The 14801-nt window shown below is 46.3% G+C and carries 18 protein-coding genes; 8 read left to right on the forward strand and 10 right to left on the reverse strand.

Going from position 1 to position 14801, the window contains the following annotated elements; translation table 11 throughout:
- Positions 1-12: 12 nt before the first annotated feature.
- Complete coding sequence (locus K1X61_09435) at positions 13-663, reverse strand: alpha/beta hydrolase (GenBank protein ID MBX7108856.1); 651 nt, start codon at positions 661-663, stop codon at positions 13-15.
- 117 nt (positions 664-780) lie between these two features.
- Here K1X61_09435 and K1X61_09440 point away from each other — a divergent pair, with 117 nt between their 5' ends.
- On the forward strand, positions 781-1065 hold the full coding sequence (locus K1X61_09440) for an acylphosphatase (GenBank protein ID MBX7108857.1): 285 nt from the start codon (positions 781-783) through the stop codon (positions 1063-1065).
- 7 nt (positions 1066-1072) lie between these two features.
- On the opposite strand, the gene K1X61_09445 is transcribed toward K1X61_09440, so the two are convergent.
- The gene (locus tag K1X61_09445) at positions 1073-1846 is read right to left on the reverse strand and encodes an SAM-dependent methyltransferase (protein MBX7108858.1); all 774 of its coding nucleotides are present in this window, start codon (positions 1844-1846) and stop codon (positions 1073-1075) included.
- A 165-nt stretch (positions 1847-2011) separates the two neighbouring features.
- On the opposite strand from K1X61_09445, the gene K1X61_09450 reads away from it, so the two are divergent.
- Entirely contained in the window at positions 2012-2620 is a 609-nt protein-coding gene (locus tag K1X61_09450; GenBank protein MBX7108859.1) for a DNA-3-methyladenine glycosylase, read from the forward strand.
- A gap of 100 nt (positions 2621-2720) precedes the next feature.
- Here K1X61_09450 and K1X61_09455 read toward each other — a convergent pair whose 3' ends face one another.
- From K1X61_09455 to K1X61_09470, 4 genes are all read right to left on the reverse strand, one after another.
- Positions 2721-3746: a PorP/SprF family type IX secretion system membrane protein gene (locus tag K1X61_09455; GenBank protein MBX7108860.1), complete on the reverse strand. Its 1026-nt coding sequence runs from the start codon at positions 3744-3746 to the stop codon at positions 2721-2723.
- Positions 3747-3863: 117 nt separating this feature from the next.
- A complete protein-coding gene (upp, locus tag K1X61_09460) occupies positions 3864-4517 on the reverse strand; it encodes a uracil phosphoribosyltransferase (protein ID MBX7108861.1) in 654 nt (217 codons plus the stop codon).
- 17 nt (positions 4518-4534) lie between these two features.
- Positions 4535-5923: a polysaccharide deacetylase family protein gene (locus K1X61_09465; GenBank protein ID MBX7108862.1), complete on the reverse strand. Its 1389-nt coding sequence runs from the start codon at positions 5921-5923 to the stop codon at positions 4535-4537.
- An 18-nt stretch (positions 5924-5941) separates the two neighbouring features.
- On the reverse strand, positions 5942-6625 hold the full coding sequence (locus tag K1X61_09470) for a hypothetical protein (protein MBX7108863.1): 684 nt from the start codon (positions 6623-6625) through the stop codon (positions 5942-5944).
- A gap of 115 nt (positions 6626-6740) precedes the next feature.
- On the opposite strand from K1X61_09470, the gene K1X61_09475 reads away from it, so the two are divergent.
- The gene (locus K1X61_09475; GenBank protein MBX7108864.1) at positions 6741-7121 is read left to right on the forward strand and encodes a RidA family protein; all 381 of its coding nucleotides are present in this window, start codon (positions 6741-6743) and stop codon (positions 7119-7121) included.
- 67 nt (positions 7122-7188) lie between these two features.
- Here the strand turns inward: K1X61_09475 and K1X61_09480 are convergent, their stop codons facing one another.
- Together K1X61_09480 and K1X61_09485 are read right to left on the reverse strand one after the other, a co-directional pair.
- The gene (locus tag K1X61_09480) at positions 7189-8061 is read right to left on the reverse strand and encodes an EamA family transporter (protein MBX7108865.1); all 873 of its coding nucleotides are present in this window, start codon (positions 8059-8061) and stop codon (positions 7189-7191) included.
- Between the two features lie 144 nt (positions 8062-8205).
- Positions 8206-8652, reverse strand: a complete 447-nt coding sequence (locus K1X61_09485) for a Rieske (2Fe-2S) protein (protein ID MBX7108866.1) — start codon at positions 8650-8652, stop codon at positions 8206-8208.
- 127 nt (positions 8653-8779) lie between these two features.
- On the opposite strand from K1X61_09485, the gene K1X61_09490 reads away from it, so the two are divergent.
- The 5 genes from K1X61_09490 (at position 8780) to K1X61_09510 (ending at position 11353) form a co-directional block, all read left to right on the forward strand.
- Positions 8780-9715 carry a hypothetical protein gene (locus K1X61_09490; protein ID MBX7108867.1) on the forward strand — a complete coding sequence of 312 codons (936 nt, stop codon included), beginning with the start codon at positions 8780-8782 and terminating at the stop codon, positions 9713-9715.
- Positions 9716-9813: 98 nt separating this feature from the next.
- A complete protein-coding gene (locus K1X61_09495) occupies positions 9814-10380 on the forward strand; it encodes a dihydrofolate reductase family protein (GenBank protein MBX7108868.1) in 567 nt (188 codons plus the stop codon).
- Positions 10381-10642: 262 nt separating this feature from the next.
- Entirely contained in the window at positions 10643-10864 is a 222-nt protein-coding gene (locus tag K1X61_09500; GenBank protein ID MBX7108869.1) for a hypothetical protein, read from the forward strand.
- 5 nt (positions 10865-10869) lie between these two features.
- Positions 10870-10962, forward strand: a complete 93-nt coding sequence (locus K1X61_09505) for a hypothetical protein (GenBank protein MBX7108870.1) — start codon at positions 10870-10872, stop codon at positions 10960-10962.
- Positions 10928-11353 (forward strand): hypothetical protein, encoded by a 426-nt coding sequence (locus tag K1X61_09510; protein MBX7108871.1) that lies wholly within the window; start codon positions 10928-10930, stop codon positions 11351-11353. Before K1X61_09505 ends, K1X61_09510 begins: the two co-directional genes overlap by 35 nt.
- Before the next feature lie 215 nt (positions 11354-11568).
- On the opposite strand, the gene K1X61_09515 is transcribed toward K1X61_09510, so the two are convergent.
- The gene (locus K1X61_09515; protein ID MBX7108872.1) at positions 11569-12042 is read right to left on the reverse strand and encodes an Lrp/AsnC ligand binding domain-containing protein; all 474 of its coding nucleotides are present in this window, start codon (positions 12040-12042) and stop codon (positions 11569-11571) included.
- 634 nt (positions 12043-12676) lie between these two features.
- Positions 12677-14737 (reverse strand): M13 family metallopeptidase, encoded by a 2061-nt coding sequence (locus K1X61_09520; protein ID MBX7108873.1) that lies wholly within the window; start codon positions 14735-14737, stop codon positions 12677-12679.
- Between the last annotated feature and the right edge of the window lie 64 nt (positions 14738-14801).

Genomic DNA, 14801 nt, shown 5'->3' on the forward strand with positions numbered 1-14801 from the left:
GAACCAGTGGCGTTATAATTGCAGCAGTTTCATCAACAAGGTGCGGATCTCTGTGGCTCGCTGAACAATCATAAAATGCTGACCGCCTTCAATGATGAAGTCGGCCGGAATTTTACGCACGGGAAACAAACGGTCATGTGAACCATGAATATGAATTACGTTAGCGGGAGCCGTTTCCTGCTTCCAGCATAAGGTCATGCGGATACCCCATCGTATTAATTGAATATCCGCATCATGCACCATTGATTCGAACAATGCGGTTTCTTCATTGCTTTTCTTTGTGAAAAGACGACCGGCCCAAATAACAATACATTTTATTTGCTGTGCTGAAAGCCAGTCGTATACAGGGAATTTTCTGAAAAAAGCAAGTAACGCGCTCAGTTGAGCCGATGATGAAATAGAAGAGATGAGTATGATTTTTTTCGCCGGAATATAGTGTGCTAGCTCCTGTGCAAGGATACCGCCGAATGAAACCCCGATGAAGATGGTTTCCTGCCTTTCCGGTATGGTTGCAGCCATTCTTTGAGCGTATGCGGCAAGGGTCTCCTTTTTATCCGGCAACAAATAGCGTATCACCCTTACGGCAGGTAAGCTCTGTTGCAGCAGTGAAAACATACGCTCATCTGCCGCCAGCCCGGGAAAGATTAAAATGTTCTTTGTCACGCTTGCAGATTTACCGGAATGCATCAAAGTTAACAATGCGGCATATCAGGTAGTAGCCGTTGCAGACATGGCATAACATATCCCCGTTTTTTATATCTTTCGCTGAAGGGTCCTGCCATGAAAATCATGCATTGTGATATTCACGTTTATGGAAAAGTGCAGGGCGTTTTTTTTCGCGCCAGTGCCCGCCACCGTGCGATGTTGCTCGATATAACAGGATTTGCTAAAAATGAACCTGACGGATCTGTATATATTGAAGCGGAAGGTGAAGAACAGAGCCTTGCACTGTTTATCGGCTGGTGCCATGAAGGTCCGGAACGGGCTGTCGTGAGCAGGGTGGATGTAATAACAGCCCCGTTGAAGAATTTTTCATCGTTTGAAGTGATACGCGGTGGCGGCTGAGGTGCATTTATTTTGCCAGCAGCAAAAAAACCGTTGGTTTGTTACGCAGGTCAACCGTTTGATTTTTCCAATTGCCGACCGTCATGGTGCGGATCATTTCATCCGGCAGCGTGATAGCCGATGCAATGCACAGCAAGTCAGCTGGCCTGCAGGTGGTCAGCAAATCCTTCAGCAACGACATATTCCGGTACGGTGTTTCCATGAACAGCTGTGTTTGATTTTTGCGCAACGATTCTTCTTCCAGTTGCTTTAGCCTTGCTTTTCGTTCGGCAGCCGGTATAGGCAGGTAACCATGAAAAGCGAATTGCTGCCCGTTTAATCCGCTGGCCATCAGCGCGAGAAACAGCGATGAAGGACCTACCAGTGGTATCACTTTTACACCGTGCTGATGCGCCCAGATTACCACACCTGCCCCGGGATCGGCAATGCCCGGGCAACCTGCTTCGGATATTACACCCACATGATTGCCCTGCAAAAGGTAAGGCAGCAACGATACAGGCGGCGTGAATGCCTCATCTCTGGCAAAGGCGTACATGTGACCTTCATCAAAATTCTTTTTATAACCGATGCTTCGTAAAAATCGCCGGGCGGAGCGATCATGTTCCACAATGAAATAACAAATGCCGTCAATGATCTGAAGGCTCGCAGCTGTCATGAAAGCCATGCCTTCATCACCGAGGGATGAAGGGATGAGGTAAAGATGGCCTTTTGTTTTCGGTGACAATGAAAATGGAAGCTTGATGAAATTAATCGTTAAAATAACAATTAGGATTTTAAACACTTTCCATTATTGATTTTGACAATCGCCCCGGCTTGCTTTGAATCATTCAGCGATGTGCAGCATCATACCGTCTGCCACCGATTTGATGATGTATCTTACACATCATTTACTTGCTTAGCTTGACTGATGCAGTTCACATGATGAGCCGCGAGTTGCTGAACCGATATGAATAAACTGCCACAAACATTTTACCTGCGCAGTAATGTCTTGCAGGTTGCCCGTGACCTGTTGGGAAAAATCATCGTCACGCGGTTTGAGGAAGGCTTAACCTCCGGCACTATTACGGAAGTGGAAGCTTATGCAGGAGCAACAGACAGGGCTTCACATGCATACAATCACCGCAAAACTACGCGCACTTCCGTGATGTATGCTTCCGGTGGAACGGCGTATGTGTATTTATGTTACGGGATACATCACTTGTTTAATGTGGTGACTAATCAAATCGGCATTCCGCATGCCGTACTCATCAGGGCGGTTGAGCCGTTGGAAGGTATCGCAATCATGTTGGAACGCAGAAAAAAAATAAAACCGGCATTTGCATTGACGGCGGGGCCCGGTGCTGCTGCACAGGCGCTTGGCATCAAAACGATGCATACCGGCTGCAGCCTGCTTTCCGATACGATATGGCTGGAAGACTGTGGAATAAAAATATCGCGCAGTAAGATTGTGTCCGGCCCGCGTATTGGTGTTGACTATGCAGGTGACGATGCAAAGCTGCCCTATCGTTTTTATGTGAAAGGAAACCTTTGGGTGTCACGATCTGCACAGCAATAGCAGCAGTGAATATGTGAAGCGTTGCAACTACATGAAGCGGCAAAATCTCATTATGCTTTTGCAGTAAAATCCGCTGGTTTTTTCCGCCGGTGAAGCAGGATCAGAAAGAAGGACAGTAGATGCGTTTGTAGTGACGCGGCGGTTGATTGTTACCCGTATAAACGATGGCAAGTTCAAAACCTCCTTTGCCATTGGTGGCGGCGCTCAGATCGCTGGAAGTGGTAACATCATAGCTTAACCCTGCCTGCACGCCTTTCATCATGATGCCGACGGTAGGAATGAGGTCAACGCCGGCACGGCTGAAGGCACCGATGTAAAATACACTGGGTAACCCGCGCGGATTACTGTTGAGGTTAATACCGAAATTGGAACCGATTACAAATTCATTATCGTTGTTCTGCATCTGGTATTGCAGGAAAGGAAAGATGTAGTATTTATTATTGATACCAAAAGTGGCATTGGCATGCACCACATAACGCATGTTGAGCACATTGTCGCTGGACACGAAAAATGATTCAGTGGGCGTGGTGAGGTGAAATGCGGAAGCCCCGAACTGCACACGGCTTGAACGGCTTACCATACCGTCAAATGATGCACCGGCGGCAAAATCAGCATAGCCGATCTGGTAATAATCGAAATGTTCCGAGGTAATGCCATTGAATCCTAACCCGTCGAACTCATCATAAAAATCCAGTTTGCCGAAGTCAATTTTCTTCTGCACGAAACCGCCCTGCAGCCCAACGGCAATATGATAATTTCCTTCCCTGTCCAATGCCTGGTGATAGGAAGCGGAAAGCATGCCGGTAATGTTGGACAAGCCGCCATCGCCTGATTTGTCATTCAGCAACAGTACACCCAGCCCCAGGTAATTGTAAGAATATCCGCCGGCAAACAATTTGAAATCGGCGAATACAGAAGGAGTGGAATACACATACGGTGATGAAACACTGCCCCATTGATTCTTGTAGATGCCACCGATACGGTATTGCCCGTCCATCGATCCTGCCAATGCGGGATTGAGGGTGAAGGGTGAATAATAAAACTGCGAGAAGTGTACATCCTGTGCACGCACCGCAGTGGTTATAATCAGCAGTAAAACAAATGTGAAGCGTATAAATTTTTTCATCTACCAATCGGTTTAAGTAATCAATTATGCCGGACCGTTTCGGGATAAAGGATTTTAAAGTTAGTATAGTTTTATCAAAATGCTATAAGCAAATGCAATTTTAACATTTTTAGGAATCTAATGCTGCATTTTTGAACCATAGGCAAGATCGCCTGCATCACCAAGTCCGGGCACGATATAGGACCTTGCATCGAGCCTTTCATCAATTGCACAAGCCCATATCGTTACATCGGGAATATGCTGCAACACGAGGTCAATGCCGGCCTGTGCAGCTATTACACAGGCAAGGTGCGTATGCCTGGGTTTGCCGGTTTCAAAAAGCTGTTCCAACGTTTTTACCATCGATTGCCCGGTAGCCAGCATGGGATCAGCTAATATCAGGGTGCGGTTTTCCAGGCTGGGCGAAGACACGTATTCCAGCAGTATTTCGAAGGTGCCATCCGGCTGATGTTTGCGATAGGCGGAGATAAATGCATTATCGGCATGATCAAAATAATTCAGCATGCCCTGGTGCAGAATAACGCCGGCTCTTAAAATGGAGCCGATCACGGGTGGTGATTCCAGCACGGGCACATTGGCTGTGCCCAGTGGTGTAGTGACTTTCTTTTCCCGGTAGGGCAATACTTTGCTTATCTCATAGGCAAGTATTTCTCCGCAACGTTCCATGTTTTTTCTGAACCGCATCCGGTCCTGTTGAATGGATGCGTCGCGTATTTCCGACAGGAATTGATTCACCAGGGAGTTGGTGTTGCTTAAATTGATGACCGGCATAGCTGGGAGAAAAGAGGTTACGGTTCGAAAGGTAATGGTTTTCGCAAATCAGCGCTGGGTGTAATGTTAGTTTCCGTGAATATTTTCACCGATGCAGAACAGTAGCTGAGTAAGGTTTCAAAATGCTGATGCCAAGCTTTCCATGGGCCATGCTGACTGATGAGGTCATTATGTGCAAGAAATATAAAAGTGCCGTTCACCTTTTTTACTTCATCTGCCAGCAGCTTCACCTGCTGGAGCGCCGTCAGCGCATCCATTTCCAGGTGGTAGAACAAGGTGGCATCCATGGCAGCAAAAGGGTGAATCAAAAGTTCGGTGGTAGCTTCTCTTTCAAGATCATAAAAATAAAATGGCGCTGCAATGCCTGCACGAAATCCGATTTGAGAAGCATAACCCATAGTGAAGTCTTCGGTAATGCCAGCCGCCAACAGCCGCTGATAAGTACCGGGCATTTGCAGTTTCAGATAATGCTGCCGGTTGCGAAATACTTTTGTGCCGGTGATTTTTTCCAGCCGTTCTTTCTCAGTAATTAACTTGCCGGGCAAACGGTTGGAAGCATAGCTGGCATGAATGCCGGTTGGACAGCTTTCAGCAGTTGCTTTCACCACCTGCCTGAAGGCTGCATTTTTCCAGCCAATGTTTTTATCGTAGCGGCTGTAATCGCCGAGCAGGAAGAAGTAAACAGGTTGCAATGCATAACGTTCATGCAATAAGCGCTGATATCCGAATGTGTCAAACGGATCCTGTTCGAATCCGGCAAGCACCTTCAGGCGGTTGGTGAACGCTTTCAGGTTGAGGGTTATGACCGAACGCAGCAGGCCGGCCGTATTCCGCAGCAAGCCCTTTTCGCGATAGGCAAATGCCATGTCAATATCATAGGTCAGCTGAAACCGGTATTTCTTAAGGTGGAAAATTATTTCAGGGAAATGTTGCTGCAATAGCTGTTGCAGGAAAAGCGCATAATGATTCACCACAGGCACCCGGAGAAATCCGTGACGGTAGCCGATGCTCAGTGCTGCCGGAAACCGGTCATGTTGATCAGCCCTGAAAGGAAGATATTCTTCAAACCTGGAAACGAGGTAGAATGCAGCGGCGAACGGATCAAACGGCAGGGCGCTCTTTTGCGCATGATGGAATATAGTTGTAACCTCCTGGTAAATTCCTGTATGGAAGGAAACAGGATGAATGCCTGTATCAAACAATAATTCATCTGCATGAATAAAAACCACGCCCCCGGCATTATGCAGCCCATAGCATAATTTGGGACCGTTGAATGCGAGGAAGCGTTGTTCATCTTTCGTAAATTCAAAATCCAGCCCCAGCAAATCATACAGCATCAGCTGCAGGATATACTGCAACCGGGAAGAATCGCGTGAAGAATAAATCAACAGCTTCGTATCCTGCATGCCGTTAGGTCAGATGGTTCATCTATCGTAAAATGGTTTCTGCGATGCGTATTGTGCGCTGAGCAGCCCGCAAATTTTATAACGGTCGTTGCCGGAAGCGGCGGCGATGGCTTGCAGCGTCTCATAAACATCCGTGATCCCGATACGGTCGCACCATTCAAACGGGCCCCACGGATAATTAAGTCCCAGCGTCATGGCAAGATCAATGTCGCGCATGGCAGCTGTTTGCTCCTGCAGCGTAAAGCATGCTTCATTGATCAGCATAGCAATCACACGGGGTGTCACCATGCCCGGACTGTCTTCCACTACCTGATAATTCCAGCCGAGCAGGTGCGATATTTTCTCCCAGGCCTGCCCTGCTGCACTGGAAGTGAGTGAAACTTCTGCGAGTGAACGATTGATAAAGGTAGGAAGTGCATTGATGCCTATGAAGTGACATTTTATTTCGCCTTCATGCTGTCTGATGAGTTGCGCAAGGGTTTTCTTTACGGCACAAACCAGTACAGGTATGTCCTGCAGCGCAGCGTATGCCGGCAACGCTGAAGCATCATCATCAAAATTCAGATCAAAAACAACATCATATTCACCCGACACTTGCACACCATTGCCGGAAGATGCATGCAGGTGAATGGAATGAGCAGCACCGATTTTTTCCTGCAGCTCAGCAAGACGTTTCGGATGTCCGGTGGCAAAAATTTTCAATGAATGTGAATGAATTGTTTGTTACGTACAAAGGTAACCGTTGCATGACAATCTTTTTTACGGTGGTGCACCTGCCGAAAGAGTGCTATCTTTTGCCATAAATTAAACTGCTGACATGGAAAAACAAATTATAGTAACCGATAAAGGCCCGGCACCTATAGGGCCTTACAGCCAGGCGGTGATGTCGGGCAACATGCTGTTTATCTCAGGCCAGGTGGCCAAGGATGCTGCAACAGGTGAGCTGGTTACAGGTGATACAGCCAGCGAAACACGCAAAGTGATGGAGAACCTGCAGGCCATTCTGAACGCTGCAGGTTTTGAATTTGCACATGTGGTGAAGACGACCATTTTTCTGAGCGATATGAAGTTGTTTGCTGCCGTGAATGAAGTATATGGCAGCTACTTCAAAGGCAATTACCCTGCAAGGGAAACCGTTGCCGTGCTGGGACTGCCGCTGCAGGTCAATGTGGAGATTTCAATGATTGCCTGCAAGTGATAAGCATGCACTGACACCAAACATTATTTATTTGCGACGTGTAAACCATCTGCCCTGTAACAGCATTTTATTTACCTACGAGGTAAACACCGGAGAGGATCAATGCCATTCCTGCATAGTCAATAAGCCCGATGGATTCCCCGGCCAGCAGGCCCCAGAACAATGCAACGATGGGAATAAGGTACGTCACTGATGAAGCAAAAAGCGCGGTGGTATGATGAATCAGCCTGAAATAAATAACGGAAGCAACGCCTGATCCAACGATACCAAGGATGGCAATGTATCCGAGTGCGGTCATGGCATTGTCGTGCGTCGCGAATGCCTGTGGCAGGTGCGTCATATACAATACCAGCAATGCAGGAAGCAGCATGAAGGAGAAGGCTACGGCATTGATGGTGACCGGCCTGATATCAAACAGGAATTTTTTAATGATGTTGGAACTGATGCCGTATGAGACAGTGGCCAGTACAATCAGCCAGCCGTAGGAGCCATTAATCTTTATGCCGGATGGATCCTGGAATAACAATAACAACAGTGAACCGGCAAATGCCACCGTCATGCCGGCAATTCTCCAGTAGGTATATCCGGTATGGAAAAACAGTATGCCCAACAGCAGTACGAAAACCGGCGACAATGAATTAAGAATGCCGGCCATTGAACTGTTGATGTGTTGCTGTGCGGCCGTAAAAAGAAAAGCCGGAATAAAATTGCCAAACAATCCCTGCAGCAGGATGTACCGGAGCTTGTCTTTATTCACCGCATTCAGTTGCAACACGGTTACCGGCAGCAGCACCAATCCGGTTATGACGATACGAAGTGCTGCCACCTGTTCCGGGTGAAAAGCCTCCAGCCCTTTTTTCATGAGAATAAAGGAACTGCCCCAGATGAGTGCCAGCAGGGCAAGCAAAAGCCAGTCAGTGAAGGTTGGTTGATGACTCATGAAAGTGCCGTAAATGTAACAGGAAGAAAACGGCTTTGGAAAATACCTTCCCGCGAGAAGTCAGATGTGAGATGCGGACATTGTTTTCATGACCGGCTGCAGGTCATTCAACAGCGTTACAATCTGTAAGTGACCGGTGACTGCTTACTGATACTTCACCATAATGTGCAAGTCATCGGTGGTAACCTGGAAATTTTGCAGATCGGTTTTGGCGGGTCCCTTGAGCACATGCCCGGTGAGATCAAACTCGGAACCATGACATGGACAAACAAACTTCCCCTGCGATGCGCTGAGTCCGCATCCTTTGTGGGTGCAATTCATCAACACTGCCGTATAACTGCCATCGGCGTTCACGTTCAGAAAAATAGGATCCTTGAATTTGCTGGAGCTCAGCTTCATGTAAGACTGACCTGCTACCGCAGACTTAAGAATGCTGATCTGCCCGGGCGTTTCCACAATTGATTTTTCCGTGCCTATCGCTTCGAGCGAAGTGGTGCAGCCTTCAATGGCAGAAAGGGCGCCTATGCAGCAGGCGCCTGCGCCAAGCATGGAAGCTTGCCTGATGAAGTTACGGCGGGTGAGCTCAGTCATATGATGAATGGGTTGTGTGCTTCAAAAATAGAAACAGTTTCATCACTTTGTAAACCTGCATCGAATATTTATTAAGCGGCAGCCGCATTCGCCTTTTCATTCTGTTACTTTTGCCTGCAGCACGAGCATGAAAAAACGTATCGCCATCCTTGACCTCGGAACCAACACCTTTCATCTGCTGATTGCTGATGTTTTGGAGGAAGCCAAGTTTAAAGTGTTGTACAAGGCGGAAGAATTCGTGCAGCTGGGAGAGCAGGGTTTGGAACGTATTGGTGAAAAACCATTTGAACGCGGCTTGCAGCAGATCAGGCGATATAGAACGGTGATGGATGAATATCACCCTGAACAGATCATCGCCTTTGGCACTGCTGCCATCAGGACTGCTTCCAATGGCCATGATTTCATGGAGCAGGCGCGCGTGGTCTGCCCGATGGAAGTGCGCAAAATTTCCGGCGATGAAGAAGCAACGCTCATCTACCTTGGCGTAAAGCAGGCCGTGCAGCTTTTACCGGCGCCCGTGCTGATGATGGATATCGGCGGCGGCAGCACAGAGTTTATAATAGCGAATGATGATCAGGTGTTCTGGAAGCAAAGCTTCCCGTTAGGCGCATCTGTATTGTTGCAGCAGTTTCAGCAGCATGATCCGGCAACGGCGGAGGAAGTGATGCGGATGAGAATCTTTCTGCAGGATGCTTTGCAACCACTTTTCCTGCAACAACAGCATTATTATATTTCACGGCTGATTGGCGCCTCCGGTTCATTTGATACGTTCGCTTCCATGATAGCGCCGGATGCTGCGTACACGGAAGATCAGTTGCCGGCCACTGCCTTCGATTTTTCACGGGAACAATTTCAGCAATTGTATCAGCGATTGTTGAAGAGCAACCTGCAGGAGCGGCTGCAGATGAAAGGCATGAAAGCATTCCGGGCCGCGATGATGGTGGTGGCAGCGATACTCACCGATGTGGTGGTGCAGCAATTCCGGGTGGAGCAAATCACACAGTCTGCTTATGCACTGAAAGAAGGCGTGTTGTGGAAGCTGATGCAGCAGGAAGAACATTGATCCGGGTAGGGTAGTACGATATGACGGGAAGAAAATCCACTTTCGGTTATTGCAGCTAACGACCTGCATAAAACAGGCAAACGATTAAAAATTAAAATATGAGAAGAGTAATTGCTGCCATCAATATGACGCTTGACGGGTTTTGCAACCATACGGCCGGCATTGCAGATGAGGAACTGCATCAACATTATGCTGAACTTATAGATAATGCAGGCGTAATTTTATATGGCCGTATAACCTATCAGCTCATGCAGTATTGGCAAACATTACTTAACAATCCTTCCGGCGAAAAATCAATGGATGACTTTGCAATTGCAATAGATAAAATTCAGAAAGTCGTTTTCTCCAACACTTTAAAGCATACAGCATGGCAAAGTGCAAGCCTGGCAAACAGGCCGCTCGAAGAAAAAGTGCAGGAACTCAAACAACAACCGGGGAAAGACATTTTGATTGGCAGCCGGAGTTTGATTATTCAGCTCTTAAACCGTCAGCTCATTGATGAATTTCAAATTTGTATTCATCCTGTTATAGAAGGGAAAGGGCTGCCACTATTTGACCAAATAATAAACCGGACTGTTTTCAGACTCCTGAAAATAAAATCCCTGCATTCGGGTGCAACTGTATTTTACTATGTACCGGCAACAGAAGAAGCTGCGGGCTACTGACAGGCTATTGCCGGAACAAGGCAGAACGGCTTTGGTGGCACGGATGTGTAAGGTGCTGCATTTGTTATGATGTGAAACGAGCTTTCTGAAAAATCACTCCTGATGCAATGCATTACCTGTTATGTGTTGTGTGGTTGACTACGCAGCAAATCATAACATCTCCATATTTAACTGATGCCTTTTTGTAAATAATGTCAATCTTAAGTCACACCGAAGCGAACATATTAAATCCTTCATTTGATAGTAATTTGACAGACAAAAAATGGAAATAAGAACCGACATATTTCCTGGCGACAGCAAGGAGCAGCTCAAAAAGCTTCCGGACAATTCAATTGATTTAATTGTTACTTCTCCTTCATATGCAGACCAGCGTAAGAGTACATACGGAGGCATCCATCACGACAAGTACGTTGAATGGTTTCTTCCAATTTCTGAGCAGTTACTTCGGGTTCTCAAACCGACAGGAACTTTCGCAAGTTCTTAAGCGCAATTAGTGGAAAGGTTTATGGCGGGAGAAAATCAGGCATCACAGGTATTGATTTAGAGGTTGACATCAAAGGAGTTCGTTATCATTACAATTAAATCTGGTCCAAATTGGGGCAACAGTTCGCAGGTTGCCAGAATGATTTCTGAGTTCAAGACAGCGAAAAAAACGTTGCGAACCAGTAACTCAAAGCTTAACATTACGGCAGTGAACGGTTGTTGTTACGGTAAAGACAATAACCCTGACAAGGGAGAATATTTCAAATATTGCGGACAAAGGTTTTGGGAGTTTATTTCCGGCAACAACGCACTTTACACAGAAATCATTGAACCACTTGGACACAAAGCCAAAGAAAGGAACGATGAATTTATGCGCTCGTATTCACAGATGATAAACAAGTTCACAAAGGAATTTGCTAACGATTATTGCGACAATGATGGAAATATCAATTGGAAAAAATTTGTTGAGTTCAACTCCTCTGCAAGGTAATCTGCCTGGTTTAGAACTTTATCGCATCGCTTGAAATGTAAGGTATTGACTTAACATGTATAATGCGGAAAATATAATGTGCTGCCCGATGGTATGGCACTCAGGTAAGATTTATGTTCAAAATTTTTTCATCGGTCGCTTTTTATTCCCTCTTACTATGTACTACGATAATACCTTTTTCATTACCAATAGGATGCCAGAGCACACCATACCCTTCACCGGCCCTTCAAAATTTCAGCGCTGCGGTTGAAGCTCTCTTCCAGCGATATCAGTGTTTCCGTCCGTTCTATTCCTTTTATTTTTTGCAGCTGATCATGCAATACATATTTCAGGTGATCCATATCACGGCAGACAATTTCAGCAAACATGCTGTAGTTGCCGGTAGTATAGTTCAGCCGCACTATTTCAGGCAGCTTATTCAACTCTTTGGCAACGGAATCATACATCGAACTTTTCTCCAGGTATACACCAATGAAGGCAATAACATCGTACCCTACTTTTTTAAGGTTGATATGATAGCGCGAACCGGTAATCACGCCCTGCCGCTGCAGCTTTTTCATGCGCACATGAATGGTGCCGCCTGATACATATAACTTCTTGCCAAGCTCTTTGTAGGAGACAGATGCATTGCGCATCATCTCCGATATAATCTGCAGGTCCAATTTGTCAAAATTCAATTTAGTCGCCATCGCAACATGTGTTTTTAGATAATTTCAAAATTAGACGAATAAAATTTGATAAAATCGAAATAATCAAAAATAATTTTGAAATTAGTTCAAACACTTTATCACCGGGCTTACTTTTATGCCGGTTCTTTGAATCATTAATTGTTTGGGGGTATATGGCAAGTGGCGGGAAGTGCCTTCATGGTGAAAATTTGCCGGAACACATTTCTCCAATTGTTGTTCCGGCAGCGATGAATTGGATTATGGTGGCTAATACATTCAATTCAGCACTTTCTGTCACTTGCCTTTACATGCTAACGTAACAGTTCGCAGCAGTGGGATACAATCCGCTGTTGCAGCAAAAAGCCGCAACACCATTGTAAGTGTTGTGGCTTTTTGTTTTTTACCGCTGATAGTTTTTATAAGACTACCTGCTGCACTATTTAGGGAAATTCCTTTTACTATGCATGCTCATCATATGAAGCTTCGCTTACATTTTTTCATTGACACCAGCAGCTATCTAAAAACAGGTAATCAATGCATTCATGTCGAATTTATTCGGGCATCTGTCAATGAATGGAAGAGATACTGATCTCGATTAATCGGGACAGGATGACTCCGGGTATTTTGAGACAGCTTCTGAAAAGATGCCATACAATTACCAGATCCGGACCCTCAGGCTGTCAGGACGGTACATTTTATCGCCCGGTTGAATGTTAAAGGCCGTATAGAATTCATCAATGTTTACCGGAGGACCGTTAACACGCAGAAAGTTGGGTGCATGCACATCTGTTTTCACACGCACCGCCATGGCTTCATCGCGCACCTGCCCGTACCAGGAAAGCGCGAAGCCGATAAAGTAACGCTGCAGCGGCGTGAAGCCGCCGATTTTTTCACCTTTCTGATATTGTTCTGTTTTCTTAAATGCATCGAGCCCCAGCAACATACCGCCCAGGTCAGCGATGTTTTCACCTTGCGTGGCATCACCGTTGATGTGCAGGCTGTCCAGCACTACGTAATCATTGAATTGCTTCACGATCATTCCGGTTCGTTCTAAAAACTTTGATCGGTCTTCTTTTGTCCACCATTCCACCAGGTTTCCTTTGTCATCAAACTGACTGCCTTCATCATCAAAACCATGAGTGATTTCGTGCCCGATGGTGGAACCTGCCGCATAGCCATACATGATGGCATCATCTACACAGGAGTCTGCCATGCCGGGAACAATAAAGGCAGCAGCCGGCAACACAATTTCATTATTGGATGGATTGTAGTAGGCATTCCATGTTTGTGGCGTCATGTCCCATTCGGTACGGTCAACAGGTTTACCGAGCTTGGAAATTTCATAGTCATTGAACCACTTCGTTGCGCGCATCACATTTTCGGCGAAGGAACTCTTGTCAATAGTGAGCGTGGAATAATCTCTCCACTTATCAGGATAACCGACCTTTTTCATGACCGTTCCTAACTTCTGCAGTGCCTTTTGCTTGGTGGTTTCGCTCATCCAGTCGAGCTTGCCGATACGTTCACGGTAGGCATCGATCACATTATCCACCATCTTATCATAGCGGGCTTTCACTTTGGGGGAATAATATCGCTCAACATACAACTGACCAAGCATGAAGCCCATCAGGTTTTCTTCTTCATCCAATACGCGTTTCCATCGCGGACGCTGCTCTTTTGTTCCATTCAGTACCGTACCATAGAAACTGAAATTCTGCTGATCAAACGGTTTGCTCAGCTTGTCGGCATACGTATTAATCAGGTTCCAGCGCAAGTAGGTTTTCCAGTTATCTATACTTTCTTTTTTCACGAGTTCTTCGGCACGTTTGAAAAATTCAGGCTGTCCGACAATAACGGAATCAATGGATGCAATGCCGCTTTTCGCCAACAGGCTGTTCCAATTAATGGAAGGTGTCATTTTGTTGAGGCCTGTCAGGGCCATCTTATTGTAATTTTCATAAGGATCACGAAGTGCGGCCAGCTTGCGCGATTGCTCTGCCAGTGACGTTTCCATGCGCATGATGGTAGCTGCATTTGCTTTGGCAGTTGTTGAGTCTTCGCCCAGCAGTACCAACATTTTTGTAATGTGTTTCAGATACTCAGTCCTTATGTTTTTCGTGCGGCTGTCGTTATCGAAGTAATAATCGCGGTCGGGCAATCCTAGTCCTCCCTGCGACAGGTGAAGGAACATTTTTTCGCTGTTCATTTCATCCTGGTAAATATATCCGTCAAACAGTGCGGCAACGCCGATGGATTGCAGCTGGCCGATTTCATCCAATACGGCATTCATGTCTGTGAGCGCGCTGATGGCGGCAAGTTGTGCCGACAATGGCTGCAGCCCCTGTTGTTCGATGGCAGCGGTATCCATTCCCGTGCGCCAGAAGTCGCCGATCTTTTGCCAGTTGGTGCCGTCAGCCGCCTTCATCGCCGCCGCTTCTTCATTAATGCTTTTCATGCGCCCGTAATTTTCTTCATTCACTTTACTCCAGATGCCCCACGATTTTTCAGATGCAGGCACAGGATTGTTTTTCACCCATTTCCCCATAGAGAAAAGAAAGAAATCGTCCTGGGGCCGCACGGTGGTATCAATGTATGCATTCAGAAAAGTGTCGAGGTTGCATCCGCCACCGGCTGCTGTTTTGGGCTGCTGATTACAGGAAGAGTGCATGAAAACGATCATGCTGAAAAATAAAATGGAAGGAAAATGCTTGTTCATGTAAATAATTTTTTGTGTTGAGAATTTATTACCGGATCGCGGCACCATGATGCCTGTAAGATCG

It is taken from the genome of Chitinophagales bacterium, from assembly GCA_019694975.1.
In the GTDB taxonomy this organism is placed as follows: Bacteria; Bacteroidota; Bacteroidia; order Chitinophagales; family UBA10324; genus JACCZZ01.

Coding starts and splice junctions, on each gene's coding strand:
- K1X61_09440 (MBX7108857.1), top strand. CDS start 781: ATGAAAATCATGCATTGTGATATTCACGTTTATGGAAAAGTGCAGGGC.
- K1X61_09450 (MBX7108859.1), top strand. CDS start 2,012: ATGAATAAACTGCCACAAACATTTTACCTGCGCAGTAATGTCTTGCAG.
- K1X61_09455 (MBX7108860.1), bottom strand. CDS start 3,746: ATGAAAAAATTTATACGCTTCACATTTGTTTTACTGCTGATTATAACC.
- upp (MBX7108861.1), bottom strand. CDS start 4,517: ATGCCGGTCATCAATTTAAGCAACACCAACTCCCTGGTGAATCAATTC.
- K1X61_09465 (MBX7108862.1), bottom strand. CDS start 5,923: ATGCAGGATACGAAGCTGTTGATTTATTCTTCACGCGATTCTTCCCGG.
- K1X61_09475 (MBX7108864.1), top strand. CDS start 6,741: ATGGAAAAACAAATTATAGTAACCGATAAAGGCCCGGCACCTATAGGG.
- K1X61_09480 (MBX7108865.1), bottom strand. CDS start 8,061: ATGAGTCATCAACCAACCTTCACTGACTGGCTTTTGCTTGCCCTGCTG.
- K1X61_09485 (MBX7108866.1), bottom strand. CDS start 8,652: ATGACTGAGCTCACCCGCCGTAACTTCATCAGGCAAGCTTCCATGCTT.
- K1X61_09490 (MBX7108867.1), top strand. CDS start 8,780: ATGAAAAAACGTATCGCCATCCTTGACCTCGGAACCAACACCTTTCAT.
- K1X61_09495 (MBX7108868.1), top strand. CDS start 9,814: ATGAGAAGAGTAATTGCTGCCATCAATATGACGCTTGACGGGTTTTGC.
- K1X61_09500 (MBX7108869.1), top strand. CDS start 10,643: ATGGAAATAAGAACCGACATATTTCCTGGCGACAGCAAGGAGCAGCTC.
- K1X61_09515 (MBX7108872.1), bottom strand. CDS start 12,042: ATGGCGACTAAATTGAATTTTGACAAATTGGACCTGCAGATTATATCG.
- K1X61_09520 (MBX7108873.1), bottom strand. CDS start 14,737: ATGAACAAGCATTTTCCTTCCATTTTATTTTTCAGCATGATCGTTTTC.